The 24,222-nt window shown below is 74.7% G+C and carries 24 protein-coding genes and 2 tRNA genes; 9 read left to right on the forward strand and 17 right to left on the reverse strand.

Annotated features, from left to right (window positions below; genetic code table 11):
• Positions 1-55: 55 nt before the first annotated feature.
• Positions 56-673 carry a GntR family transcriptional regulator gene (locus EDD39_RS12255; protein WP_123555553.1) on the reverse strand — a complete coding sequence of 206 codons (618 nt, stop codon included), beginning with the start codon at positions 671-673 and terminating at the stop codon, positions 56-58.
• 57 nt (positions 674-730) lie between these two features.
• Here EDD39_RS12255 and EDD39_RS12260 point away from each other — a divergent pair, with 57 nt between their 5' ends.
• The 3 genes from EDD39_RS12260 to EDD39_RS12270 are packed head-to-tail and all read left to right on the forward strand — an operon-like array spanning position 731 to position 3,569.
• A complete protein-coding gene (locus EDD39_RS12260; protein ID WP_123555555.1) occupies positions 731-1,519 on the forward strand; it encodes a (Fe-S)-binding protein in 789 nt (262 codons plus the stop codon).
• Entirely contained in the window at positions 1,516-2,934 is a 1,419-nt protein-coding gene (locus tag EDD39_RS12265) for a LutB/LldF family L-lactate oxidation iron-sulfur protein (RefSeq protein ID WP_123555556.1), read from the forward strand. Before EDD39_RS12260 ends, EDD39_RS12265 begins: the two co-directional genes overlap by 4 nt.
• Positions 2,931-3,569 (forward strand): LutC/YkgG family protein, encoded by a 639-nt coding sequence (locus EDD39_RS12270; protein WP_123555557.1) that lies wholly within the window; start codon positions 2,931-2,933, stop codon positions 3,567-3,569. The genes EDD39_RS12265 and EDD39_RS12270 overlap by 4 nt, the downstream gene beginning before the upstream one ends.
• Before the next feature lie 46 nt (positions 3,570-3,615).
• Here EDD39_RS12270 and EDD39_RS12275 read toward each other — a convergent pair whose 3' ends face one another.
• The 7 genes from EDD39_RS12275 to EDD39_RS12305 form a co-directional block, all read right to left on the reverse strand.
• Positions 3,616-3,858 carry a hypothetical protein gene (locus EDD39_RS12275; RefSeq protein ID WP_123555558.1) on the reverse strand — a complete coding sequence of 81 codons (243 nt, stop codon included), beginning with the start codon at positions 3,856-3,858 and terminating at the stop codon, positions 3,616-3,618.
• A 101-nt stretch (positions 3,859-3,959) separates the two neighbouring features.
• Positions 3,960-4,033: transfer RNA gene (locus tag EDD39_RS12280), tRNA-Lys, on the reverse strand.
• 75 nt (positions 4,034-4,108) lie between these two features.
• Positions 4,109-4,651, reverse strand: a complete 543-nt coding sequence (locus EDD39_RS12285; protein ID WP_123555560.1) for a bifunctional DNA primase/polymerase — start codon at positions 4,649-4,651, stop codon at positions 4,109-4,111.
• Positions 4,652-4,797: 146 nt separating this feature from the next.
• Positions 4,798-5,196, reverse strand: coding sequence for a hypothetical protein (locus EDD39_RS12290; protein ID WP_244256694.1), 399 nt, complete (start codon positions 5,194-5,196; stop codon positions 4,798-4,800).
• Positions 5,197-5,497: 301 nt separating this feature from the next.
• Positions 5,498-6,892 (reverse strand): AAA family ATPase, encoded by a 1,395-nt coding sequence (locus EDD39_RS12295; RefSeq protein WP_425269680.1) that lies wholly within the window; start codon positions 6,890-6,892, stop codon positions 5,498-5,500.
• A gap of 7 nt (positions 6,893-6,899) precedes the next feature.
• Positions 6,900-8,498: a hypothetical protein gene (locus EDD39_RS12300; RefSeq protein WP_123555564.1), complete on the reverse strand. Its 1,599-nt coding sequence runs from the start codon at positions 8,496-8,498 to the stop codon at positions 6,900-6,902.
• Positions 8,495-9,712 (reverse strand): hypothetical protein, encoded by a 1,218-nt coding sequence (locus EDD39_RS12305; RefSeq protein WP_123555566.1) that lies wholly within the window; start codon positions 9,710-9,712, stop codon positions 8,495-8,497. Before EDD39_RS12305 ends, EDD39_RS12300 begins: the two co-directional genes overlap by 4 nt.
• Before the next feature lie 240 nt (positions 9,713-9,952).
• On the opposite strand from EDD39_RS12305, the gene EDD39_RS12310 reads away from it, so the two are divergent.
• Positions 9,953-10,603, forward strand: coding sequence for a histidine phosphatase family protein (locus tag EDD39_RS12310; RefSeq protein ID WP_030459806.1), 651 nt, complete (start codon positions 9,953-9,955; stop codon positions 10,601-10,603).
• 95 nt (positions 10,604-10,698) lie between these two features.
• Here EDD39_RS12310 and EDD39_RS12315 read toward each other — a convergent pair whose 3' ends face one another.
• Complete coding sequence (locus EDD39_RS12315) at positions 10,699-12,078, reverse strand: NsdA family TPR-like regulatory protein (protein WP_123555568.1); 1,380 nt, start codon at positions 12,076-12,078, stop codon at positions 10,699-10,701.
• 336 nt (positions 12,079-12,414) lie between these two features.
• Here EDD39_RS12315 and EDD39_RS42020 point away from each other — a divergent pair, with 336 nt between their 5' ends.
• From EDD39_RS42020 to EDD39_RS12335, 4 genes are all read left to right on the forward strand, one after another.
• Entirely contained in the window at positions 12,415-12,822 is a 408-nt protein-coding gene (locus EDD39_RS42020) for a hypothetical protein (RefSeq protein ID WP_279638382.1), read from the forward strand.
• A gap of 299 nt (positions 12,823-13,121) precedes the next feature.
• The gene (locus EDD39_RS12325; protein ID WP_123555570.1) at positions 13,122-13,703 is read left to right on the forward strand and encodes a DUF6232 family protein; all 582 of its coding nucleotides are present in this window, start codon (positions 13,122-13,124) and stop codon (positions 13,701-13,703) included.
• Complete coding sequence (locus tag EDD39_RS12330; RefSeq protein ID WP_123555572.1) at positions 13,700-14,071, forward strand: hypothetical protein; 372 nt, start codon at positions 13,700-13,702, stop codon at positions 14,069-14,071. The genes EDD39_RS12325 and EDD39_RS12330 overlap by 4 nt, the downstream gene beginning before the upstream one ends.
• A gap of 163 nt (positions 14,072-14,234) precedes the next feature.
• Positions 14,235-15,113, forward strand: a complete 879-nt coding sequence (locus EDD39_RS12335; protein WP_123555574.1) for a spermidine synthase — start codon at positions 14,235-14,237, stop codon at positions 15,111-15,113.
• Positions 15,114-15,163: 50 nt separating this feature from the next.
• Here EDD39_RS12335 and EDD39_RS42025 read toward each other — a convergent pair whose 3' ends face one another.
• The 5 genes from EDD39_RS42025 to EDD39_RS12360 all read right to left on the reverse strand — a co-directional run bounded on the left by EDD39_RS42025 (position 15,164) and on the right by EDD39_RS12360 (position 20,909).
• Positions 15,164-15,922, reverse strand: a complete 759-nt coding sequence (locus tag EDD39_RS42025; protein WP_123555576.1) for a hypothetical protein — start codon at positions 15,920-15,922, stop codon at positions 15,164-15,166.
• A gap of 166 nt (positions 15,923-16,088) precedes the next feature.
• Entirely contained in the window at positions 16,089-17,546 is a 1,458-nt protein-coding gene (locus EDD39_RS12345) for a glycoside hydrolase family 1 protein (RefSeq protein ID WP_425269681.1), read from the reverse strand.
• Between the two features lie 61 nt (positions 17,547-17,607).
• Positions 17,608-18,522, reverse strand: a complete 915-nt coding sequence (locus tag EDD39_RS12350; protein ID WP_123555578.1) for a carbohydrate ABC transporter permease — start codon at positions 18,520-18,522, stop codon at positions 17,608-17,610.
• A 1-nt stretch (position 18,523) separates the two neighbouring features.
• Positions 18,524-19,483: a carbohydrate ABC transporter permease gene (locus tag EDD39_RS12355; RefSeq protein WP_051817309.1), complete on the reverse strand. Its 960-nt coding sequence runs from the start codon at positions 19,481-19,483 to the stop codon at positions 18,524-18,526.
• Positions 19,484-19,592: 109 nt separating this feature from the next.
• A complete protein-coding gene (locus EDD39_RS12360) occupies positions 19,593-20,909 on the reverse strand; it encodes an ABC transporter substrate-binding protein (RefSeq protein WP_123555580.1) in 1,317 nt (438 codons plus the stop codon).
• A 441-nt stretch (positions 20,910-21,350) separates the two neighbouring features.
• Here EDD39_RS12360 and EDD39_RS12365 point away from each other — a divergent pair, with 441 nt between their 5' ends.
• Positions 21,351-22,415, forward strand: coding sequence for a LacI family DNA-binding transcriptional regulator (locus tag EDD39_RS12365; protein ID WP_123555582.1), 1,065 nt, complete (start codon positions 21,351-21,353; stop codon positions 22,413-22,415).
• A gap of 256 nt (positions 22,416-22,671) precedes the next feature.
• On the opposite strand, the gene EDD39_RS12370 is transcribed toward EDD39_RS12365, so the two are convergent.
• From EDD39_RS12370 to orn, 3 genes are all read right to left on the reverse strand, one after another.
• A complete protein-coding gene (locus tag EDD39_RS12370) occupies positions 22,672-23,118 on the reverse strand; it encodes a DUF4442 domain-containing protein (protein ID WP_030462090.1) in 447 nt (148 codons plus the stop codon).
• Between the two features lie 229 nt (positions 23,119-23,347).
• A tRNA-His gene (locus tag EDD39_RS12375) sits at positions 23,348-23,423 on the reverse strand.
• Positions 23,424-23,537: 114 nt separating this feature from the next.
• A complete protein-coding gene (gene orn / locus EDD39_RS12380) occupies positions 23,538-24,140 on the reverse strand; it encodes an oligoribonuclease (protein WP_081967116.1) in 603 nt (200 codons plus the stop codon).
• Between the last annotated feature and the right edge of the window lie 82 nt (positions 24,141-24,222).

Consider the following 24,222-nt stretch of genomic DNA (forward strand, 5'->3'; position numbering starts at 1 on the left):
CCGGCAGCGAACCGCCGGCGGACTCGGCCCCGCCGTTCCCCGGGCCCCTGGTCTCTCAGGCGGTGCGCGCCAGCAGGGACTCGGCGTGCGCGGTGACCAGCTCGCGGGCCAGGACCGGGTCGGGGACGGCGAGGGCGCGGGCCAGCGCCAGGTGTTCGGCGTGGTCCCGCTCGGCGTGGTCGGCGGTCGCGGTGGCGGCGGCCGAGACGCGTATCTGGCGGTCCCAGAGGGTCTGGTAGAGCGAGGTCAGGACGGGGTTGCCGGCCGCCCGCAGCAGGGTGAGGTGGAAGTGCCGGCCGGCCTCGACGGGGTGCGGGTCGCGGTGCTCGCAGGCGGCCAGCAGGTCCGCGGCGGCGGCCGTCAGCGCGGCCGGGCCGCGGGCGGCCAGGGTGTCGACGGCGGCGTGCTCGAACAGGACCCGGGCGGCCAGCACGTCGCGGGCCTCGCCCGGGGCGACCGGGACGACCTGGGCGCCGCGCTTGGGGTACAGGTGCAGGAAGCCCTCCGACTGCAGGCGCAGGAACGCCTCCCGGACGGGCGTGCGGGACAGGCCCAGCTCGGTGGCGACGACGCCCTCGGAGAGCAGCGTGCCACCGGGCCAACTGCCGTCCAGCAGACGGGTGCGGACGTGCCGGTAGGCCCGGTCGGCGGTGGGGAGGGAAGCGTCGTTCACGCCGTCATTCTGCCACGGGTCCTTTCTTGCATCTAAGCTTGCATCTATGATGCGGGCATGCCCCCGAACGCCCCGCGCTCCCGCACCGCCCTGTTCGTGACCTGCCTCAACGACACCCTCTTCCCCGGCACCGGCCGCGCCGCCGTCACCCTGCTGCGCCGCCTCGGCGTCGAGGTCGACTTCCCGCCCGGCCAGAGCTGCTGCGGCCAGATGCACTTCAACACCGGCTACCGCAGGGAGACCGCCCGGCTCGCCCGGCACTTCGTCGACACCTTCGGCGGCTACGAGGAGATCGTCGTCCCCTCCGCCTCCTGCGCCGGCATGCCCGCCGAGTCCTACCCCCTGGCCGCCGTCGGCGACCCCGGACTGGCCCGGGAGGTCGCCGAACTCGCGCCCCGCACCTACGAGTTGACCGAGTACCTGACCGACCGGCTGGGCGTCGAGGACGTCGGCGCGCACTTCCCGCACCGGGTCACCTACCACCCGACCTGCCACAGCCTGCGCGCCACCCGGCTCGGCGACCGGCCGCACCGGCTGCTGCGCGCCGTCGACGGGATCGACTACGTCGAGCTGCCCGCCGCCGAGGAGTGCTGCGGCTTCGGCGGCACCTTCTCGGTCAAGAACCCGGCCGTCTCCGGCGCCATGAACGGCGACAAGGCCCGGCACGTCCTGGAGACCGGGGCGTCCGTGCTGGCCGCCGTCGACAACTCCTGCCTGATGAACATCGGCGGCCGGCTGACGAAGGACGGCCACCCGGTGCGCACCCTGCACCTGGTGGAGATCCTGGCCCGCACCGCCCAGGACGGGCCGCTGCCCGGCCTCCCCGTGGTGGAGGCCGCCCGATGAGCAGGTCCTTCCTGGGCTGGCCCGCGTTCCCCGAGGCCGCCGCCCGCGAGGTCGGCAACCGGCAGCTGCGCGAGAACGTCCGCCGCGCCACCCACACCATCCGCGGCAAGCGGGCCGTGCTGGCCGCCGAACGCCCCGACTGGGAGCAGCTGCGCGACAGCGCCGCCGCGATCAAGGACCGGGTGCTCGCCGGCCTGGAGGGCTACCTGCTCCAGGTCGAGGAGAAGGTCACCGCGGCCGGCGGCACCGTCCACTGGGCCCGGGACGCCGCCGAGGCCAACCGGATCGTCACCGACCTGGTCCGGGCCACCGGCGAACGCGAGATCGTCAAGGTCAAGTCGATGCTCACCGAGGAGATCGGCCTCGACGCCGCCCTCGAAGCCGCCGGGATCAACGCCCGCGAGACCGACCTCGCCGCCACCATCGTCCAACTCGGCGACGACCTGCCCTCGCACGTGGTCGTCCCCGCCCTGCACCGCAACCGCAGCGAGATCCGCGACATCTTCGCCCGCGAGATGGGCCGGCACGGCCGCCCCGCCCCCGAAGGGCTCACCGACGACCCCGCCGAACTCGCCGAAGCGGCCCGGCTGCACCTGCGGGAGAAGTTCCTCGGCGCCAAGGTCGCCGTCTCCGGCGCCAACTTCGTGGTCGCCGAGACCGGCACCCTGGTCGTCGTCGAGTCCGAGGGCAACGGCCGGATGTGCCTCACCCTCGCCGACACCCTGATCTCCGTCGTCGGCATCGAGAAGACCGTCCCCCGCTGGCAGGACCTCGAAGTCCTCCTGCAACTGCTGGCCCGCAACGCCACCGGCGAACGGATGGCCCCCTACACCAGCACCTGGACCGGCACGGTCGACGGCGACGGCCCGCGCGACTTCCACCTCGTCCTGGTCGACAACGGCCGCACCCGCGCCCTCGCCGACCCGGTCGGCCGGCAGGCCCTGCGCTGCATCCGCTGCGGCGCCTGCATGAACACCTGCCCCGTCTACGAGCGCACCGGCGGCCACGCCTACGGCTCGGTCTACCCCGGGCCGATCGGCGCGATCCTCAACCCGCTGCTGCGCGGCCTCGACGACCCGCAGACCGCCTCGCTCCCGTACGCCTCCACGCTGTGCGGCGCCTGCAACGAGGTCTGCCCGGTCCGGATCCGGTTCACCGACGTGCTGCTCGACCTGCGCGCCCAGGTCGCCGACGGCGGCAGGCACCCGGTCGAGCGGGTCGCGCTGAACACCGTCGGCGCCGCGATGCAGCGCCCGCTGCTGTGGAAGGCCGCCGTGAAGGGCGCCGGGCTGCTCGGACCGCTGCTGCCCGCCCGCACCCCCGTCCCCGGCTGGACCGACAACCGGGCCCTGCCCGACGTCCCCGGGGAGTCCTTCCGCACCTGGTGGAAGCGGAACGAAGGAGAACGCGCATGACCGCCGCCGCCCGCGAGGAGATCCTCCGCCGGATCCGCGCCGCCGCCGTCCCGCCCGCCCCCGAACCGCCCCGCCACTACCTGCGGCACGCCCCCGGCACCGACCCGGACGACCGGCCCGGCACGCTCGCGCTGTTCGCCGAACGGCTGGCCGAGTACGGCGCCCGGGTGCTGCGCGCCACCGACCCCGGCCCCGCCGTCGCCCGGGCCCTGCACGAGGAGGGCGCCCGCAGCCTGGTCGTCCCGGACGGGCTGCCCGCCGACTGGACCGCCGACTGGGACGGCGAGGTGCGCGCCGACCGGCCGCCGCTCGGCAAGGCCGAACTCGACGCCACCGACGCCGTCCTGACGTCCTGTGCGGCCGCCGTCGCCGACTCCGGCACCCTGGTCCTCGACGGCGGACCCGCCCAGGGACGCCGCGCCGTCACCCTGCTGCCCGACCTGCACGTGTGCGTGGTGCGGGCCGAACAGGTGCACTCCGCGCTGTCCGGTGCGCTCGCCGTCCTCGACCCGGCCCGGCCGCTGACCTTCGTCAGCGGGCCGTCCGCCACCGCCGACATCGAGATGATCCGGGTCAAGGGCGTGCACGGGCCGCGCCGGCTGGTGGTCGTGCTGCTGGAGGCCCCGAGCGGCTGACCGGCCGATGGCCCGGGCCGGCTGACCGGCCGAGGGCCCGGTCCGGCTAACCGGCCGGGGTGGGGGAGGCGGAGACCGCCGGGCGCGGGGACGGGCCGTGCTGGGCCGTGTACACCAGGCCGAAGCCCAGGCCGGCCGCCAGCGTCACCGCGCCCGCCCAGGCCAGCGCGCGGCACAGGCGCCGCCTGCGCCGCTCCTGCCGGTGCCCGCGCAGGGCGGCCGCCTCGGCCTCGGCGAGCTCCGCGTCGAGCCAGGCGGCCCAGTCGGAGTGAAGATCGTCGGACGCCATGACCCGGACATTAGCAGCCCTTTACACACCGTCCGGGGGAACGCGGCCCGGACGGCGCAACGCGAAAGGCCCCCCGGTGAAGGGGGGCCTCTCGCTGTCTGTGCGCCGCCAGGGACTCGAACCCCGGACCCGCTGATTAAGAGTCAGCTGCTCTAACCAACTGAGCTAGCGGCGCCTGCTGACGTGGAAGACTCTAGCAGCGCCCGGCGCCCGGGCCCAAATCCGTTCCCACCGGAGCGGCACCCCCCGTTCAGCGCGCGTTCGGCACCGGGTCGCCCGCCTCCCGGGTGCGGCCGCGGGCCGCCCGGACGCACGCCCACAGCACCACCGACGCCCCCGGCAGCCACGGCTCGGCGGTGTCCGGCGCGACGACCCACCGGCTGGACGAGGACTCCGGCTGGTCGACCGCCCGCTGCACCGGCGGCACCGTGATCGCGTCCCCCGGGCCGTGGCACAGCAGCGGCGGCACGTCCCGGGCCCACTCCTCCCAGGCCAGCAGCGTCCGCAGCCGGGCCGCCGTCCCCGGCTGCACGAACAGCAGCGTCCGGCCCCGGTAGGTCGCCACCGGGCCGCAGCCCGGGCCCGAGGTCCACAACTCGTCCAGCACCCGGCGGCCGAACACCGCCGGCAGGCTGATCACGTCGAAGACCCGGCCGCACGGGAGGACCGCGGGCGCCCACGGGCGGGCCTCCCACAGCGCGCGCATGCTGCTCGGGTACTCGCTGGCGGAGGCGAGCCACGCCTCCCCGGCGACGCTGACGTACTCCACGGATTGATAGGTCCAGATGTCCACCCGGAAAGGGTGGACCGGCGGCCCGGCGGGGCGCGCCGAAAACGGCGTTCGCCGGACAGCGGCGGGGGAGGGGGCGTACCATCGCCCGCCGCATATGCCAGTGGCCTGGCGGGGCCGCTCCGGGGCTCGCCCGAGTCTGCTCGGGCCTACTCCTCGGGGCCGCGGCGCTGCAGCGAGCGGCCGTACTCGACCATCCTCACCGCGTAGTCCGGCGTCCAGTCCGCCCGCTCGGCGATCTGCTCCGCGGAGAGCGCGTCGAACCGGCGCGGGTCCGCGAGCTGGGCGGCGGCCAGCGCCTGGAAGTCCGTCGCCCGCTCCGCCGCGGCCCGGAACGCCAGGGCCAACTCGGTGGAACGCGACAGCAGTTCGGACGGGTCGTCGATCGACTCCAGGTCGAAGAACCGCTCCGGCTCCGGCTCCGTCCCCGCCGGCTCGAAGATCAACTCAACCGGCCGGATCCGCCGGGCCGGGCCCGGCACCGACGGAACGACCGCCGGAGTCGGCGAACCGCCCTGGTCGGACGCCTGCGGATGCGAGTCGGGCATGACGGGGCACCTCCGGGGGTGACAGGGGAAAGACGGCCGCCGTCCATTGTCGCGCGCGAACCGCCAGAACCGGAACGGTGCGCCCACGAGCGCTATTCCCCGCCGGGGGCGTGAGGCCCGCGCCGCACGCCTCCGGCTTCGGGCGGGCGACGGGGAGCGAAATCAGGGGCTCGGGGAACGGCGGGCCCGGGTCTGCGAGAGGTTCACTGCCAGAGCGCGCATCGGCTTCCGGTTCTTGTCACCGCACGCAGCAGCACGGGCTCGCCGTTCCCCGAGCCCCTGATTTCACTCCCCCGTCTGCTCACAGGCGGACGCGGTGTTCCGAGAGGTGGGCCAGCACCGCGTGGTTGGCCTCCCAGCCGTCGGGGAACTTGGCGGCCACGCCGAGCTGGACCGGATCGGTGGCCGGGTGGTTGTCGAGCAGCTCGGGGATGCCCGCGCGGGCCACCACGATGCAGGCGTGCCGGTGCCGGGAGGCCAGCACGCACAGCCGGCCGGTCTCCAGGTGGAAGGCGGTCGCGTCCGGGCGGCCGGAGAGCGGGTGCAGCACGACCGTGACGTCGTACTCGCGGCCCTGCAGCCGGTTCGCGGTGTCCACCGTGACGGCCTCGCCCGCCGCCGGGTCGACCGGCACGCCCAGCCGGGCCAGCTCGGCGCGCACCGCGGCGGCCTGGTCCCGGTGCGCGGTGCCGACCGCGACCCGGCCCGCGGTGAGCAGGGCGGCCCCCTGCTCGGAGCGGGCGGTCAGCCCGCGCTCCAGCAGCCGGCGCACGGTGGCCGCGACCGCGGCCACCGCCTGCGCGTCGGTGCGGACGGTGTGCCGGGCGGGCAGCTCCAGCAGCGCCCAGCCGCCGGCCGCCGCCTCGTCGATCGCCGCGTCCACCGCCGAACCGTCGCCGCGCACGCCCGGCTCCAGCGTCCGGTCGTCCGGGCCGGTGCCGGACCGGAACGGGGTGTACGGGTAGAACGCGGCCGAGACCAGCGGCGCCGCCGACGCGGGCAGCCGCCAGGACACCGGCAGGCGGTGCGGGCGGATCGCCGGGTTGTGCGCGAGCAGCGTCACCACCGCGGAGGAGGACGGGTCGTAGGACAGGCCCGCCCACTGGTCGGTGCCCACCACGGTGAACGGGTCCAGCTGGCCCGGGTCGCCCACGAACAGCGCCCGCTCGAACAGCCGGGCCACCGCCAGCAGCGCGTCCGAACGCATCTGGTACGCCTCGTCTACGATTGCCTGCCGCCAGGGCTGCTCGGTCTTCACCCACTGCCACTTCGCCGCGGTGGAGATCACCACGTCCTGCTCCAGCAGGTCGGCGACCTTGTCCTTCGCCGTGACGTTGGGGTGCCGCAGGGCCTCCGGCGCGGGCCTGGAGTCGCTCGCGTGCAGCCGGCCGATGCCCATCTCCGGGGCCTTCGACGCCAACCGGTCGACCAGGTCGTCGACCTGGCTGTTGGTCTGGGCCACGATCATCAGGCGCTCGCCCGCGCCGACCAGTTCGCGGGCCGCCCGCACCACCAGCGTCGACTTGCCCGCACCCGGCGGGGAGTCGACCACCACCCCGCGCGGCGCGCCCGGCGCCGGGCGCACCACCGCGTCGAGGATCCCCGCGACGGCCCGGTCGGCGGCCTCGCCCGGGGCCAACTCGCCAACGGGAAAAGCATCCTGACGGCCCGTCACCGGATCTCCGGAAAGGTTCATTCGCTGATCATTCCCACTCGTCCGCACCGGCCGGTGCATCCTCGACGGCCACCGGAGGGCCGCCGTGCGTCCACGGCGTGTCCGCCGGGTCCGGCAGCGGGGCGGACTGCCGGGGCGCCAGCTCGAACAGGGTGAACACCACGGCCGCCCCCGGCTCCGGGACGCTGCCCGGCTCCGGGTCCTTGCGCCGCCCCATGCCGGACAGCAGCCGCACCACCACCTCGCCCGGCCCGGACGAGACGATCTCGGCCCGCTGGGCCGGCTCCGCGTGCGCCCGGTGCACCTCCCGGCCCGGATCGGCGTGCGGACGGTCCTCGGTGCGCACCACCAGCAGCGGGCGCGGCCTGGGCGAACGGCCCGCGGACCACTCCGGGACCACGTCCACCACCTCGCCGGCGAACGCCTCGCCGGACAGCCGGCGCTCCGCCATCGCCAGCGGGTCGTCCAGCGCCTCCTGGATCTCCAGCTTCGCCTGCTCCCGCTCCCGCTGGGCCAGCTTCCGGGCCGCCGTCACCGCGTCGTCCAGCCGCGGCTGCGGCGGCTCGCCCGCCGCCACCCGGTCCCGGTGCATGGTGAACGACCAGCGGTCGCCCTCCCAGCGGTCCGCCAGGTGCCCGGCCGCGGGCAGCTCCCGCAGCAGGTCCACGCCGTGCCAGACGTCGTGCCAGGTCGGCAGCGCCGCCGCGAGCAGCAGCCGGGCCAGCTCGGCGTGCGCCTGCTCGACCAGACCCGCCGCCCGGCGGACCTCCGCGCCGTCCCGGGCCGCCTCGGCCCGCTCGCGCACCGCCACCGCGGCGTCGTGCCGCAGGATCGCCGGGGCCAGCACCCGCTCGTCGAACTTCGGATCGGTGGCCGGACCGGCCGGCGGGTGCAGCAGCAGGCCCTCGCCGTCCCGCGCCGACTCCACCCACTCCGCCGCCGACGCGCCCGTGCCGGCCGGCTCGAACCCGGCCGGCGACCGGTGCCAGGCCAGCCGGGCCGCCAGGTGCTGGTCCTCCAGGTGGCTCTGCCCCGTCGCCCAGTGCCGGGCCAGCAGGCCGGTCATCGACAGCAGCAACGAGGAACCCGGCACCTGCGCACGGTCCGTCAGGTGCGTCAACCAGCGACCCAGCAACGGGACTTCGGTCGGCGCCGGGTACTCGCCCGGCTCCGGGTCCTCCACCGTGCGGCGGAACCTGGTCGAACGGCCCAGCAGCGCCAGGTGCGCCACGCCCCCCGCGTTCGGCACGATCAGCTGCGGCGCGTCCGCGCACAGCTCCCGCACCACCGGCACCTTCTCCCCGCTCACCGGATCCTTCTCGGAGCCCTCCAGCAGCTCCACCTCGTCCCCGAACGACTCCAGGTACGGCACCACGTCCCGGGCCGTCGCGGCCAGGAACTCCGAACGCTGGGTGCGGTTCAGCGGCTGCGGCACGAAGTGCAGCCGGGGCTCCGCGCGGTCGGTACCCAGCAGCACCGCCAGCGGGGCCCCCGCCTCACCCGCCGCCGCCAACGGCACCAGCACCATCGGACGCCCCGACAGGTGCCGGTGCCGCACCGTCGCCACCGGCTGCGCCCGCTGCGCCCGCACCGCCTCCAACCGGGCCAGCGTGGACAGCAGGCTCACCGCACGCCCCCGACCGCCAGCGCCTCGGCCCGCAGCCGGGCCGCGTACGCCAGCCGCTCGGACGCCTCGTCCAGGCCCAACCCGCCCGCCAACTCCGGCTCCAGGCCCGCCGCGCCGCCCGACTCCGCCGCCGCCAGCGCCTCCTCGACGGTGCGCAGCGACCCCAGCTCGCCGCGCACCCCGCGGCCCAACTGCTCCACCTCGCCCGCGCAGCGCGCCTGCGAACGGCAGTGGAAGCCCAGCTCGCAGGCCGAGATGCAGTCCGGGGCGTACGCGGCGGGCACCGCGGCAACCGCCTCGGCCAGCTCCCCGGCCGGCCGGGTCGGCGTGCCGGTCTCGTCCCGGGCGAGGTCGAACGTCACCCCGTCGGGCAGCGCCGCGAGCAGCTGGTCGATCCGCGTCATCCGGGACAACTGCCGCCGGGTGACCGCCAGTTCGCGCCGCCCGTCGACCGGGACGGCGACCGGGTGGGAGGAGAAGTCCTTCGGGCAGACCAGCAGCACCGTCAACTCCGGTGCGCCCGGCAGCTCCTGTACCGCGTACGGATCCGCGGACAGCGACCGGCCGGCCAGCCGGGCCGCCGCCTCCTGCAGCGCCAGCACGTACACCGCGGCCTGCCGGGCGGCCGCCCCGACGTTCGCCGGATCGGCCGAACCGTCCAGCACCGGGAAGGACTTGATCTCCACCACGGTGCACCGGCCGGCGTGCACCACCAGCGCGTCCGGCTCCAGGTAGGCCGGGCTGCCCGCCACGTCCAGCCGCAGCATCGGGTGGTCCAGCAGCGTCCAGGCCACCGGGTCGGCCGCCGCCTCGGCGAGCACCGCCAGCGTCCGCTCCGCGCGGACCGCCGGGGCCGCCGAAGGCAGCAAGTCCGGTACGGCGAGCGAGGACACCTCGTCCGCCGGGACGCCCAGCCGGCGGCGCAGCGGCTCCAGCAGCACCGCGTAGCCGTCCCGCTTCAAGCGGGACTCGAACTGCAGGCCGCGGCGGATCGCGAACGGCGACTGGCCGAACGGCGCCGGACGGCCCAACTGCTGGGCGAGCGCGGTCTTGTCGACGCCCGCGGCGTCCAGCAGGGCGCGGCGGCGGCAACCCGGATTGGCGGCGAGCGCGGCGAGGGCACGGGCGTCGAGGCTGCGCTGCGGCGCCGGGCCGCGCAACTCGGAGAGCCGCCGCAGCGGCGGGGAGGCCTGCCCCAGGTGCGAGACGTTCATGGTGCGGCCCAGTCTCGCATCCTGAGCCGACAGAGCGGAGCCCGGCACTCGAACCGGGCGCACCGGGCGGGTCGGCGCGGGCGATCGGTGCGGGACGTCGGCGCGGGACGCCGCCGCGGGACGTCGGCGCGGGACGTCGGCGCACCCGGTGCGGGACCGCGGGGCGGCGGTGCGGGATCATGGGACGTTGGCCCCGACGCCGGGGCCAGTGAACCGCCCCCATCGAACGAGGTACACCGCATGCCCGCCCGCATCGTGCTGGTCCGCCACGGCGAGACCTCCTGGTCGGCCACCGGCCGGCACACCGGCCGCACCGACGTCCCGCTCACCGACGAGGGCCGGCAGATGGCCCGCGCCCTCGGCGAGCGCCTGGCCCGCGCCCCCTGGAACGGCCTGCCCGGGGCGACCGTGTACACCAGCCCGCTCTCCCGGGCCCGGGAGACCGCCGAACTGGCCGGCTTCGGCGACCGCGCCACCGACCGCCCCGAACTCCTCGAGTGGGACTACGGGCAGTACGAGGGCCGCACCGGCACCGACATCCGGGAGACCGACCAGCCCGGCTGGCTGATCTGGCGCGACGGCGTGCCCGGCGGCGAGACGCTGGCCCAGGTGTCCGACCGGGTCGACGCCTTCCTCGCCGAACTCAACGAGGAGCACGGCACCCCCGACCCCGACACCACCACCATGCACTGCGCGGACCGCGACGTCGTCCTGTTCGCCCACGGCCACCTGCTGCGGATCCTCACCGCCCGCTGGCTCGGCCTGCCCCCCGAGTACGCCCAGCGCCTCAAGCTCGGCACCGCCGCGCTCTGCGTGCTCTCCTGGGAGTACGGGCTGCCCGCGATCGAGATCTGGAACGACCACAGCCACCTGGAGCGGCTCGGGCACTGACGGCCCGGCAGCCGGCGGGAGGTCGCTCGGCGGGCGCCCGGTGGCGGGCGCCCGGTGGCGGGCGGCCGGTCGACGGACGGCCGGTCGACGGTGGCTCAGGCCGCCACCGCGTCGTAGCCGTCCAGGAAGTCCCGGACCTCCGGCACGGCGGCGTGCGGGCGCAGCCGGTCCGCGGTGTGCGCCAGCATGCCGCGGATCCGCGCCGAGCGGACCTGGCCGAGCAGTGCCACCGCCGCCGCACCGTGCTCGGCCGCGCCCGCCAGGTCGCCCCGGCCCAGCCGGTCGTGCGCCAACTCGGCGGTGTACAGCACCCGGTTGCGGACGAAGTGCGGCTCCTGCAGCCCCACCGCCCGCTCGGCCCGGGCGGTGGCCCGGTCCCACTCGCCGAGCGCCGACCAGCACTGCGCCTCCTGCCCGGCCAGCTCCGCCTCGCCGTAGAACGACATCCACTCCGGGTCGTCCGGCCGCTCGCCCCGGTCGAACAGCTCGTACGCCCGGGCCAGCGCCCGCTCGCAGGCCGACCGGTCGCCGAGCAGCGCCCAGCCGCCCGCCTCGCGCAGCACCAGCAGCGACAGCAGCCGGTCCGAGCCCAACCCGTCCGCCGCGGCCTGCCCGGCCTGGGCGGCCCGCAGCGCCTCGCGGGGGCGGCCGGCGTCCCGGGCCAGGAAGGCGCTGTTGCTGAACACGTGCGCCTCCAGGTGCGGGTCGCGGGCCATCCGGGCGGTGGCCAGCGCCTCCGAGTAGAACGACCTGGCGTCCGTCAGCCGGTTCGAGTCGTGCGCCAACCAGCCGACCGAGATGGCGAGTTCGCCCGCCCCGCACTGCAGCCGGCGCTCGGTCGCGGCGTTGTACTCGCCGTCGTTGAGCAGCACGTAGGCGCTGCGCAGCGACTGCCCGGCCAGCTCGAACAGGGCGTCCGCGCCGTGCGCGTCGTCCAGCAGCCGGATGTCGCGGACCGCCTGCTCCACGCCCTGCACCTCGGCCGCGCCGACCCGGCGGCGCTCCGGCCGGGGCGGGGCCGCGGGCAGCGGGGCGGCGGCGGGCGGGGCCTGGTCCAGGCCGAGCACGGCCGCCAGGGCGGTGGGACCGCCGTTCAGGAACGTACGGCGAAGCACGTCGTCGTTCTCCTCGTCAGACCGGAGCGGGGCGTCCGGCGGGTGGGCCGGGACGGGCGGTTCGGCGGCCGGCGCCCGGCGGCGGGCCGCCGAGCGCGGTGCGAACCCGAGCTCCGCCAGTGACTTCTCCGGCCACAGGTGCCGGAACACCCGCTCGTACGCGTAGTTGGGGCAGCGGATCTCGCCGGACTCGACCCGTCCGACGTAGCGCGCGTCGCAGGACACGTGCTCGCCGATCTCCCGGGCGGCCCGGCGGACCAGGGTGGCGAACTCCCCCGGCGAGAGGGCGCCGCGCAGCTCGCGCATCGCCTGGTTGGGGACGGGCGCCGGACGGGGCCCGCCGGTTCGCGTGGCTGCCATGCTGCACTCCGAGGTCGTGCCGGGGTGGTCGCGCCGACCCCTGGGGGGAGGGCCGCCGCGTCGCCACGACAGTACCGGCAGTCACCGTGCGAACACGGCGGGTTGTCGGGAGCGGGTGGGTCAATTGCGGACAATCCGGACGCAGTTGCCGCGTTGTGCCATGAAATGCCATGGCTTGCTGTATCGGAGGCCGTGGCCTGGACGTCGGGTCCCGCGTTGTCCTGATACATGGACACCGGCGGTACGGGCCCCCTCCCGGACCGGCCTCCCGTCGCACGACCGGGTGACGGAGCACCATCCGGTTTCCGCGCGACCCGAGGCGACAGGAGGTCCCCCATGGCCACCGGAGTTCCCCAGTACCGACGGCAGGCCGTCCCCGCCACGCCGCCGCCCGTCAGCTCGGCCGCCCGCGTCGTCCAGTACGACACCGTCACCGTCCAGGTCCGGCACGGCCTGGAGGCGGTCGACATCCTCCGCCTGCGGCGCGCCTGCGGCGCCGTCCAGCAGACCGCCGCCGGCACCGCCATCGCCTTCCTGGTCCCGGCCGGCACCGCCCTGCGCTGGCACCTCACCGGCTCCGCCTGCACCCCCGGGGCCGACCTGCTCCCGCCCACCGACCCGCGCTGGATCATCCCGCCCTCCGGCTCCCAGCCCTGCCCGCGCCCCACCGACGCCTGGGTGTTGCGCTCCGCCCTCTGCGAAGCCGCCACCACCCTCACCGCGGGCGGCCTGGGCCCGCTCTGAGCGCGTCCGGACGACGCCTGACGGTGCATCAGAGAACTTGCCCGAAGCATGAGTTGGCATGCAACCGTCGTCTCAGTCGGCGGAACGTCCGACCCCGCAGCGGGCAGCTCCCGTCACCCACCGTCGCGGCCGCCGGGTGCGCGGACCCCTTCGTGGCCGGAGGTTTCCCGTCGAACGCCTGTGCCCGCCCCCGGTGCGGCCATATAGTCGGCACCACACGGGAGTTGGGGGGCCGACAGGTGTCCGAGCACGTCTCCGTTCCGGGTCCACCGGGACCCCAGGGCCCACCGGGGCCGGCGGTGCCGCCGCGGCCCGCCTTCCGGCCCGGGCAGGTCGAAGTCAGGATCGACGGGCGGACCCTGTGGATCGCCGGGGCCGCCTATCCGCTGCGCAACATCGCCCGGGTCTACCAGGTGGTCCTCCACCCCCGGAGCGCCGAGGCGTTCGGTCGGTTCGGCCGCCGGTTCGCCGGCACCCTGGCCGTCCTGATCGTGGTGCTCTCGGTCGGATTGATGTCGATCAGCGCGTCCTCCTCCTACCGCGACGAACGGGACCAGAACCGGACCTCGTTCTCCCAGTTCGTGGTGACCGTCGGCGTCGTCCTGCTGGTCCTCTACGTGGTCGACCTGCTCAGGGTCGTCCTGCAGAAGGTCCGGCACGTGGTCGCCGTCGAGACCAACGGCTCCTCGGTCGCCCTGATCACCGCCCCCGACGAGGCGGGCCGCCGGGCCATCACCCAGTACCTCGCCGCCGCCATCGACCGCCCCGAGGCCGGCCTGCTCCTGCACGTCGACACCCTGTCGGTCAATCCGGCCCACTACTACTTCGGCGACACCGTCAACGTCCACGGCACCGGCAACATCGGAAGGATCAGCGGGTGAGCGGCGAGCAGAACTTCTACCTGGGCAACGTCACCAACGTGAACGGCACCGGCAACATCGGGTCGATCAGCTTCGGCGGGGGCGCCCTCCCGCCCACCCCGGAGCAGATCGCCCAGCAACTCGCCCAGCTCCGGGCCGCCCTGGCCGGCCTGCGCGGACACCTCCCGGCGGACCAGGCCCAGCGGCTGGACCGGACGCTCCTCGAACTCGACCCGGCGGCCGCGCCGCAGGAGACCGAGGCCCAGCGCGGCGCCCGACTGGGGCGGGCGCTGGAGACCGCCCGGCGGGTCGCCGAGACGGCGGGGGCGGTCGGGCCCGGGGTGATCGCGCTGGTCGAGCGGGTCATGGGGATGGTCTCGGGACGCTGAGGGCCGGCGGCGCCCCGCGCTCGGCGCCCGGCGGGCGGCGGGCGGGGCGGCCAGGGGAGCGGGGGCCGGGTGCGGCGAGGGCTGCCCGGGGGCCGGGTGCGGCGAGGGGCGGCGGGGTCCGGCGAGGGCGAGGACTCCGGGGAGATCATCGGATAATGGGGTCATGGGCCGTCCACGTACCACCCCCGCCGCCCCCGGCCGCACGCACAGCCAGGGCCCGCTCACCGCCGCCGTCGCCTCCGGCACCGCCGAGCTCCGCCCCGACCGCGACCGGCCGCACGCCTGGGAACTGCTCCTCGACGGCGCACCGCAGTCCCTGGTCGACCTCGCCGACCCCACCCACCTCGGCTTCGCCTACCAGCGCCGGATCGGCCACCTGATCGACCTCGCCGCCCCCGCCCGGCAGCCCCTCACCGCCCTGCACCTCGGCGGCGGCGCCCTCACCCTGGCCCGCTACACGGCCGCCACCCGGCCCCGCTCCCGGCAGCAGGTCGCCGAGATCGACACCGCGCTCACCGAACTCGTCCGCACCGAACTGCCGCTCGACCGGAGCTGGCAGCTCAAGGTCCGTGGCGGCGACGCCCGCGCCGTCCTCGAACGCACCCCCGACGACTCCACCGACCTGGTCGTCGCCGACGTCTTCGCCGGCGCCCGGGTCCCCGCGCACTGCGCCACCGTCGAGTTCGCCCGGCACGCCGCCCGCGCCCTCGCGGCCGGCGGCCACTACGCCGCCAACATCACCGACGGCGGCCCGCTCGCCTTCGCCCGCGCCCAGACCGCCACCCTGGCCGCCGTCTTCCCCGAGCTCTGCCTGATCGCCGACCCCGCCGTCCTGCGCGGCAAACGCTTCGGCAACCTCGTCCTGCTCGCCGCGCACACCCCCCTCCCGCTCCCCGACCTCACCCGACGCCTCGCCACCGACCCCGCCCAGGCCCGCCTCCTGCACGGCCGCGACCTCACCGACTTCACCGCCGGCACCCCCGCGACCACCGACACCACCGCCGTCCCGTCCCCGGCCCCGCCCCCGAGGGCCTTCGCCTGACGCCCGGCGCTCCGGCGCCGGAGCGCCGGGCGGACCCCGCCACGGCGGGTTCAGTGGCTCCCGCCCGGGAGGCCGCGGTGCTTGTACATGGCGGCGGCGGTGAGCAGCAGGCCGGCGGCGATGGGGAGGAGGACGGCGACGGCGCTCTCGCCGGCGGGGCGGGTGGGGGCGGCGGTGAGGGCGAGGCGGTCGGGGGTGGCGGGGGCCGGGCGGGGCGCGGGGGAGGGGGCGCCGGGGGCCGGGCCGGGGCGGGGGGCCGGGGTGCGGCCGGTGGTGGCGGTCGCTGCGGCGGCCGGGGCCGCGGCGGGTGCGGGGGAGGTGACCGGGCCGCGGTCGGCGGGGGTGCGCTGAGCCGGGACGGCGGGGACGGGGTTCTCGTCGGGTTCGCGGCCTGCGGCGGGGCCGGAGCGGGAGGCGCGGGCGGCGTCCTCGGCGCGGGGCTGCGGGGGGACGGCGGAGAGCAGCCCGTTGGCGAGGGAGAAGGCGTCGGGGCGGTCGGCGTGGTGGCCGGGCAGCGGGAGTTCGCCGGTGCCGAGGTGGTGGTCGAGGAGGCTGCCGAGGTCCTCGACCGGCCGGCTGCCGGTGACGGCGGAACCGGCGGAACCGGCGGAACCGGCGGAGCCGACGGAGCCGACGGGGTCGGCCGGGTCGAGCGCGTCGGCCGCGCCGTCGAGCAGGTCGCCGTCGCCGGAGCCGGGGCGGACGACGGTGCCGAGGGCGCGGCCGGGGTGGTGCGGGGGGTGGCCGGTGTCGGCGGCGCGGGCGTCCGCCGCTCCGAGGCCGAGGCCGAGCACCTGGGCGGCGAGCATGCCGCCCGCCGCCAGTGCCCGGGGTCGCCCCCATCGGAGGCGGGGGGTGTCCGAACGTCGCGGTCGCTTCGCGTGGTTGGTTCGCACACCAGGGGAGAACGAGCGGGACGCCCCGCGGTCACGCCCGTCGCTCACACTCCGTCACACTGTGCGGGGGTGCGGGAGTTCAGGCGAGCCCCCCGCGCCGGATCACCTCCGCGTACCAGCGGGCGCTGGTCTTGGGGGTGCGCTTCTGGGTGTCGTAGTCGACGTGGACGATGCCGAAGCGCTTGCTGTAGCCGTACGCCCACTCGAAGTTGTCCAGCAGCGACCAGAGGTAGTAGCCCCGCACGTCCGCCCCCGCGGCGATCGCGTCGGCCACGGCCTGCAGGTGCAGGTCGACGTAGCGGACCCGCTCGGGGTCGTCGACCTCGCCGTCGGGGCCGACCACGTCCTCGAAGGCGGCGCCGTTCTCGGTGACCAGCAGCGGCAGGCCGAAGTCGCGGTGCATGCCGACCAGCGAGTCGACCAGGCCGGAGGCGTCGATCGGCCAGCCCATCGCGGTGACGTCGTCGTTGGCGAGGTGGAAGACCACGTCCTCGGAGCCGGGCCAGCAGCTGAACTCGCTGTCGCCGTGGCCGTCGTTGCGGGCGGCTTCGGCGGACTCGGCGGCGGCCTCGCCCGGGGCCGACACGACGGTCGGGTTGTAGTAGTTCAGGCCGAGCAGGTCGATCGGCCGGCCGATCTCCGCCTCGTCGCCGGGGCGCACCAGCTCGTCCCAGTCGACGAGGTGGGCGGTGTCGGCCTTGAGGTCCTCGTCGTAGCCGCCCTTGAACATCGGGCCGGTCCAGACCCGGTTGCCGACCGCCTCGATCCGGCGGGCCGCCTCGCGGTCCTCGGGGGTGTCGGTGAGCGGGCGGACCAGGTGCAGGTTGAGCGAGACGGCGATCTTCGCCGAGGCGGGCAGCACCTCGCGCAGCGCGCCGACGGCCAGGCCGTGGCCGAGGTTGAGGTGGTGGGCGGCCTTGAGCGCGTCGGCCGGGTTGGTGCGGCCGGGGGCGTGCACGCCGGAGCCGTAGCCGAGGAAGGCGCTGCACCAGGGCTCGTTGAGGGTGGTCCAGACCGGCACGCGGTCGCCGAGCGCGCCGGCCGCGAGGGCCGCGTACTCGGCGAAGCGGTAGGCGGTCTCCCGGATCGGCCAGCCGCCGGCCTCCTCCAGGTCCTGCGGGAGGTCCCAGTGGTAGAGGGTGGCGACGGGGGAGATGCCGTGTTCGAGCAGGGTGTCGACCAGGGCGCGGTAGAAGTCGAGGCCGCGCTCGACGGCCGGGCCGCGGCCGGTCGGCTGGATCCGCGGCCAGGACAGCGAGAAGCGGTACGAGGTGAGGCCGAGGTCGGCCATCAGGCGGACGTCCTCGCGGAAGCGGTGGTAGTGGTCCACCGCGACGTCGCCGGTGTCGCCGTTCAGCACCTTGCCGGGGGTCTTGGCGAAGGCGTCCCAGATGGACGGGGTGCGCCCGCCCTCGGCGGCGGCGCCCTCGATCTGGTAGGCGGCGGTGGCCGCGCCCCAGGAGAAGCCGGGCGGGAAGGCCACCCGGGGCACCGCCACGGAGGAGTGGGCGGCTGTGGTCGGATCGGTCATGGTCATACGGGAGCGCTCCCATGGCTGAGGAGTGGACAGGGCGGGTGTGCCGGGGTCTTCCAGAGGGTCAGCTCTTGACGGCGCCGGACGTGATCCCGCCGACAATGTGCTTCCCCAGAACGGCGAAGATCAGCAGCAGCGGCAGGGTGCCGACGAGCGCACCGGTCATGATCACGGCCTGGTTGATGTCGTGGCCGGAGCCGCCGCCGAGGCCGGAGAGCGCGACCTGGACGGTGGGGTTCTGCGCGTTGAGCGCCACGAACGGCCAGAAGAAGTCGTTCCAGGACTGCACGAACACCAGCATGCCGAGCACCGCCATGGCGGGCCGGGCGATCGGGAACACCACGTGCCAGATGATCCGCAGGCTGTTCGCGCCGTCCACCCGGGCCGCCTCGACCAGCTCGAACGGCAGCGCCTCGGACAGGAACTGGCGCATGAAGAACACGCCGAACGCGGCCACCAGCGAGGGCAGGATCACCGACTGCAGGTGACCGCTCCACTCCAGCTTGGTGACGATCCGGTACAGCGGGATGACGCTGAGCTGCGGCGGGATGGTCATGGTGGCGACCACCAGGGTCAGCAGCGCGTTGCGGCCGCGGAAGCGCAGCTTGGCGAAGGCGAAGCCGGCCAGCGTGGAGAACAGCACCGTGGACAGCGCCACGCAGCCCGCCACGATGGTGGAGTTCAGCAGCGCGAGGCCCATGTCGGCCTGGTCCCAGGCGGTGGAGATGTTGTTCCACAGCTCGCCGCCGGGCACCATCGGCGGCGGTGACAGGGCCACCCGCTCACCGGTGTTGGAGGCCGCGACGAAGGTCCAGTACAGCGGGAACAGCGAGACCAGCGCGGCGATGCCGAGCAGCACGTAGGTGACCGGGCCGGCCTTGTCGTGGTCGCCCGCCTTGCGCCGGAACAGGCCGCGCGGGCGGGCCGGGTCGGCGCTCTTCGCCTCGCGGGGGGAGGGGGTGGACAGGGTGGCGGCCATGTCAGCCTCCCAGCTCGTGGCGCTTGCGGTAACGGGTGATCAGGAACTGCACCAGGCCGATCAGCAGCAGGATCAGCAGCATCGTCCAGGCCACCGCCGAGGCGCGGCCCAACTGGCGCGACGGCCAGCCCAGTTCGTACATGTAGAGGCTGAGCGTCTGGAACTGGTGCGCGGAGCCGCCGGACACGCCGACACCGCCTCCGAACAGCATCGGCTCGCCGAACAGCTGGGTGGCGCCGATGGTGGAGACGATGATGGTGAACATGATGGTCGGGCGGATCGACGGGATGGTGATCCGGGTGAACTGCTGCCACCGGTTGGCCCCGTCCAGGCTGGCCGCCTCGTACAGGTCCTTCGGCACCGCCTGCATCGCGGCCAGGTAGATCAGCGCGTTGTAGCCGGTCCAGCGCCAGGTCACGATGGTGGCGATGGCGATCTGCGAGGGCCAGGTGTCGGAGTACCAGTTGGGGTGCAGGCCGACCAGGTCCAGCATCCAGTTGATGAAGCCGTAGTCCGGGTTGAACAGCTGGACGAACACCAGGGTCGCCGCGGCGATCGAGGTGGCGTACGGGGCGAGGATCGCCACCCGGAGGAAGCCCCGGGCCCGCATCCGGTAGTTGAGCAGGTGGGCCAGCCCGAGCGCCATCAGCAGCTGCGGGACGGTCGAGATCACCCCGATGGTGAAGGTGTTGCGCAGCGCCGTCCAGAACTGGTCGTTGGACCACAGGCGGGTGTAGTTGCCGAAGCCCCGCCACTCCATCACGTCCGGCTTGAGCAGGTCGACGTAGTGCAGCGACAGCCAGCCCGTCCAGATCAGCGGGAAGAGGCCGAAGGCGGCGAAGCAGAGGAAGAACGGCGCGATGAAGGCGTACGGGGAGGCCTTCAGGTCGAACCGGTACAGGCGGGAGCGCCAGGAGGAGCGCGCGGCGGGCGGGGCCTCGGCGCGGACGTGGGTGGCCACTTGGGGTTTCCTTCCCGGAGGTGGCGAGGGGCGGCGGAACGGCGCCCGGCCGGGTGGGCGGACCCGGCCGGGCAGTTGGGACCGGTTACCGGCGCGAGGCCGGCCCGGATCAGTGACCGGTCTTGTCGTCGACCAGCTTGGTCACGTTGTCCCAGGCCTTGGCCGGGTCCGTGCCGTGCTCCTCGATGTCGAGGATGCCGTTGTCGGTGATGATCGTCTTGACGTTGCCGTCCTGCTCGCCGATCGGGACCGGCTGGATGGAGGTGGCGGACGCGGCGAAGATCTGACCGGTCGGGGCGTTGTTGAAGTACTCCAGCTTGGCGCCCTGGACGGCGGGCTGCTGCAGGCCGCCCACGGTGGAGGGCAGGTTGCCGACCTTGGTGAAGACCTTGGCCTGCTGCTCCGGCGCGGTCAGCCAGGCGGCGAGCGCCGCGGCCTCCTTGATGTGCTTGCCGGCCTTCGGGACGGTCAGGAAGGCGCCGCCCCAGTTGGAGGCGACCGGCGCGGCCGCGACGTCCCACTTGCCCTTGCCGGCCTCGCCGCCGTACTTGCTCAGCGAGGAGGTCATCCAGGACGGGCAGACCACCGCGGCGAACTTGGCGTTGGCGACGGCCGCGTTCCACGGGTCCTGGAACTGGCGCAGGCCGGCGCTGATCTTCGCCTGCGAGGCGGAGACCGCGAGGTCCCAGGCCTTCTTCACACCGGCGCTGGTCTTGTAGACGAGCTTGCCGGAGGCGTCCGAGTACTGCTCCGGCTGGGCCGACAGCACGGCGTTGAACAGGCCGGAGGCCGAGTCGGTGAAGAAGGTGCCGGCCGGGGCGTTCTTCTGGTACTGCTGGCCGGTCTCGACGAACTTCGCCCAGTCGCCCGCCCACAGCTTGCCGACCTGCTCGCGGTCGGTCGGCAGGCCGGCCTGCTGGAACAGGTCGGTGCGGTAGCAGATCGCCATCGGGCCGATGTCGGTGCCCAGGCCGATCATCGAGCCGGACGGGGTGGTGGCCTGCTTCGACTTCCAGGGCAGCCAGTTGGACGCGTTGATGCCGTCGGTCTTGCCGAGGTCCACGAACTTGTCGCCCAGGGTGTTGGTGGCCTGCGCGATGTAGCCGACCTCGACCGCCTGGATGTCGGCCAGGCCGCTGCCCGAGCCCAGGTGGGTGGTCAGCGCGTCCCAGTACTTCTGGCCGTCCTGGGTGGTCTGGTACTTGATGGTGATGTTCGGGTGCGCGGCCATGTACTCGTCGTACAGGCCGGCCTCCACGTAGCCGAAGGTGCCGAAGTCGCCGACGTTCAGGGTGATCTTCGCGTTGGCGTCGCCGGAGCCGCCCTTGTCGGAGCTCGAGGAGCAGGCCGTGAGCAGCAGGGTGGAGGCGGCGAGGACCGCGACGGCGGCGACAGCGGCTCTGCGGGGGCGGGAGGTGGTGCGCATGGGGGCGAACTCCTTTGTCCGGGTGGTTGGTCCGGGTCGGTCCCGGTGTCTCCCGGTGGTCTTCCGGGTGCCTGCCGGGTGTCTTCCGTGGGTCTTGCCGGGCGGGAAACGAGAGCTTCGTGGGTGTTCTTGGTGCGCTGAATCTTGGCTACAGTGTGGGAGCGCTCCCACAGCTGGCATGCCGGAAGGTTGCTGTGTCGCGGGGGTGAGTGTCAAGACGTGGTGACATAAACGTTGCCGGAGCGTTTCCGCCTTCGTTACCACCGCCGTTGCTGCCCTCGGGCTGCCCTCGTGCTCCCCCCGGGCCGGTCCCGGACCGCTCCGGGCCGCCCCGGATGGTCGGAAACGCGGCAGGACCGGCCACAATGAACAGTCCGCACGGGCCCGGGGCGGGTCCCGGCGGATCCGTCCCATCCGTCCCAGAGACCGAGAGGTGTAGCGATGAGCCCGACCGCACAGCGCCCCGACGCGCTCCATCCGGGCGCCGGCGGCAGAGCCACCGCGCGCCCCACCCTGGAGGAGGTGGCCGCGCTGGCAGGCGTCGGCCGCGGCACCGTCTCCCGGGTGATCAACGGCTCCCCGCGGGTCAGCGCCAAAGCCCGCGAAGCCGTCCAGAACGCCATCGCCGAACTCGGCTACGTCCCCAACCGGGCCGCCCGCACCCTGGTCACCTCGCGCACCGACTCGATCGCGCTGGTCGTCCCCGAGGCCGAGACCAGGCTGTTCTCCGAGCCGTACTTCTCCGACATCATCAGCGGCGTCTCGGCCGAACTCGCCGAGACCGACATGCAGCTGCTGCTGATCCTGGTCCGCAACCAGCGCGAACGGGACCGGCTCTCGGCCTACCTGACCGCCCAGCGCGTCGACGGCGTCCTGGTCGTCTCGGTGCACCGCGACGACCCGCTGCCCGGACTGCTGGAGAGCCTGGAGATCCCCTCCGTGCTGGCCGGCCGGCGCAGCGACCTCGAACCGCTCAGCTACGTCCACGCCGACAACGCCGGCGGCGCCCGGATGGCCGTGCGCCACCTGCTCCGGCGCGGCTGCGCCCAGGTGGCCACCCTCACCGGCCCGCTCGACATGGAGGTCGCCCAGGCCCGCCTCGGCGGCTACCGCCGGGCCCTGGAGGAGGCCGGCCACGCCTACGACGAGGAACTCGTCGGCCTGGCCGACTTCACCGAGGAGGGCGGCCGGGTCGCCATGCGCGAACTCCTCGCCCGCAGGCCCGAGTTGGACGGCGTCTTCTGCGCCTCCGACGTGATGGCGGCCGGCGCCATGCAGGTGCTCCGGGCGGCCGGGCGCCGGATCCCCGACGACGTCGCGGTGATCGGCTTCGACGACTCGATCGTGGCCCGGCACACCGACCCGCCGATGACCAGCGTCCGCCAGCCGATCGAGGAGATGGGCCGCACCATGGCCCGGCTGCTGCTCGACGAGATCCACGAACGCGGCCGGGCCCGGCGGCAGGTGGTGCTGGCGACCGAGCTGATCGTCCGCGACTCCGCCTGACGGGGCGCCCGCCGCTCGCGGCTTGCTGCCGAGGGGCCGGGCGCGGGGGCCCGGCGGGGTGGCCCGGCGGGGTGGCCGGGCCGGGTGGCTGGGCCGGGCGCCGGGGTGCGGTGCGGCGGGTGTCCGTGCGTTCGCGTGCGGGGCTGTCCGGGGCCGGGCGGGGCCGTCCGGGGCCGGGCGGGGCCGTCCGGGGCCGGGCGGGGCCCGGCGTGCGGTCGGCGTGCGGTCGGCCCGGCTCCGGATGGCCGCCGGGTGCTCAGGAGTTGGGGCGCAGCGTCCAGACGATCTCCAGCACGCCGGTGACGGCGCCGTCCTCGCGGGTGATCTCCACCGTGATCGGGAACTCGGGGCGCTTGCCCTCGTCCAGTTCGGCGATCACCTCGGCCACCGGCCGGCCGAGCGTCGCGGTGGCGGTCACCACGCCGCGGGCGAGCTTCTTGAACGAGATCTCGCCGACCGTCGGCAGCGGCACCGCGCGGCCCAACTGGTCGCCGAACGCCGCCAGCACGATCGCCCCGCTGGCGGACTCGGCCAGCGTGAACATCGCCCCCGCGTGCGGCCCGCCCACGTGGTTGCGGTACTCCGGCAGGTCGGGCAGCCGCAGCACGGCCCGCTCCGGGGTGGTCTCCAGGTACTCCAGCTGCAGGGTCTTCACCATCGGGACGGTGGAGGTGAGCAGCTCGCCGATCGCAGTAGTGGTCATGCCGCGATGTTACTAGCGGGTAGCTTGGCCGTCCATGCCCTGCCGTCCCCGTCCCGCCGTCCCCGTCCCGCCGCCGCGCAGCCGTCCCGCAGCCGCCGTGCCCGCGCGGGCCCCAACTCGCCGCCGCGGTGCGTCCGGTGCTCCGGCTCGGGGCGTCCGGTGCTCCGGTGCCCCGAGCCGGAGAACGACGAAGGCCCCGGTCGATTCCTCGACCGGGGCCTTCGCTTACTGGGGTGAGTGACGGGACTCGAACCCGCGGCCACCTGGACCACAACCAGGTGCTCTACCAACTGAGCTACACCCACCATCTGTCAGGTGCTTTCCCGCTTCCGCGTTCCCGCTCCGACAGGAAGAACTCTACAGGATGCGGAGGGGTGCTCGCGCCAGGGTTTCCGTGACCGCCCGGGCCGGATCCCTGGTCAGCCGGTGGGCAACTGGTGCCGGGCGGCGATCTCCCGCGCGGTGTCGGTGTCCGGGCCCGGCTGCGGGACGAACACCGCCTCGCGGTAGTAGCGCAGTTCGGCGATCGACTCGCGGATGTCGGCCAGCGCGCGGTGGCTGCCGCCCTTCTGCGGGCTGTTGTAGTAGGCGCGCGGGTACCAGCGGCGGGCCAGCTCCTTGATCGAGGAGACGTCCACGATCCGGTAGTGCAGGTGCCCCTCCAGCTCCGGCATGTCCCGGGACAGGAAGCCGCGGTCGGTGGCCACCGAGTTCCCGCACAGCGGCGTCCTGCCGGCCTCCGGCACGTGCTCGCGGACGTACGCCAGCACCCGCTCCTGCGCCTCGGCCATGGTCAGGCCGTCCGCGAGCTCGTCGAGCAGGCCCGAGGAGGTGTGCATCTGCCGCACCACCTCGGGCATGGTCTCCAGCGCCTCGGCGGGCGGGCGGATGATCACATCCACGCCTTCGCCGAGCACGTTCAGCTCGGAGTCGGTCACCAGGGCGGCGACCTCGATCAGGGCGTCCCGATCGAGGTCGAGGCCGGTCATCTCACAGTCGATCCATACCAGACGGTCATTCACGCCTTCACCCTACGGCGCGATCACGCGCCCCCGACACCGCACGCGCCCCGTCCGGACCGAAGTCCGCCGTGCCGCGCGCCCC

It is taken from the genome of Kitasatospora cineracea (assembly GCF_003751605.1).
Lineage (GTDB): Bacteria > Actinomycetota > Actinomycetes > Streptomycetales > Streptomycetaceae > Kitasatospora > Kitasatospora cineracea.

Coding starts and splice junctions, on each gene's coding strand:
- EDD39_RS12260 (WP_123555555.1), top strand. CDS start 731: ATGCCCCCGAACGCCCCGCGCTCCCGCACCGCCCTGTTCGTGACCTGC.
- EDD39_RS12265 (WP_123555556.1), top strand. CDS start 1,516: ATGAGCAGGTCCTTCCTGGGCTGGCCCGCGTTCCCCGAGGCCGCCGCC.
- EDD39_RS12270 (WP_123555557.1), top strand. CDS start 2,931: ATGACCGCCGCCGCCCGCGAGGAGATCCTCCGCCGGATCCGCGCCGCC.
- EDD39_RS12275 (WP_123555558.1), bottom strand. CDS start 3,858: ATGGCGTCCGACGATCTTCACTCCGACTGGGCCGCCTGGCTCGACGCG.
- EDD39_RS12290 (WP_244256694.1), bottom strand. CDS start 5,196: ATGCCCGACTCGCATCCGCAGGCGTCCGACCAGGGCGGTTCGCCGACT.
- EDD39_RS12295 (WP_425269680.1), bottom strand. CDS start 6,892: ATGAACCTTTCCGGAGATCCGGTGACGGGCCGTCAGGATGCTTTTCCC.
- EDD39_RS12305 (WP_123555566.1), bottom strand. CDS start 9,712: ATGAACGTCTCGCACCTGGGGCAGGCCTCCCCGCCGCTGCGGCGGCTC.
- EDD39_RS12310 (WP_030459806.1), top strand. CDS start 9,953: ATGCCCGCCCGCATCGTGCTGGTCCGCCACGGCGAGACCTCCTGGTCG.
- EDD39_RS12315 (WP_123555568.1), bottom strand. CDS start 12,078: ATGGCAGCCACGCGAACCGGCGGGCCCCGTCCGGCGCCCGTCCCCAAC.
- EDD39_RS42020 (WP_279638382.1), top strand. CDS start 12,415: ATGGCCACCGGAGTTCCCCAGTACCGACGGCAGGCCGTCCCCGCCACG.
- EDD39_RS12335 (WP_123555574.1), top strand. CDS start 14,235: ATGGGCCGTCCACGTACCACCCCCGCCGCCCCCGGCCGCACGCACAGC.
- EDD39_RS42025 (WP_123555576.1), bottom strand. CDS start 15,922: ATGCTCGCCGCCCAGGTGCTCGGCCTCGGCCTCGGAGCGGCGGACGCC.
- EDD39_RS12345 (WP_425269681.1), bottom strand. CDS start 17,546: ATGACCATGACCGATCCGACCACAGCCGCCCACTCCTCCGTGGCGGTG.
- EDD39_RS12350 (WP_123555578.1), bottom strand. CDS start 18,522: ATGGCCGCCACCCTGTCCACCCCCTCCCCCCGCGAGGCGAAGAGCGCC.
- EDD39_RS12360 (WP_123555580.1), bottom strand. CDS start 20,909: ATGCGCACCACCTCCCGCCCCCGCAGAGCCGCTGTCGCCGCCGTCGCG.
- EDD39_RS12365 (WP_123555582.1), top strand. CDS start 21,351: ATGAGCCCGACCGCACAGCGCCCCGACGCGCTCCATCCGGGCGCCGGC.
- EDD39_RS12370 (WP_030462090.1), bottom strand. CDS start 23,118: ATGACCACTACTGCGATCGGCGAGCTGCTCACCTCCACCGTCCCGATG.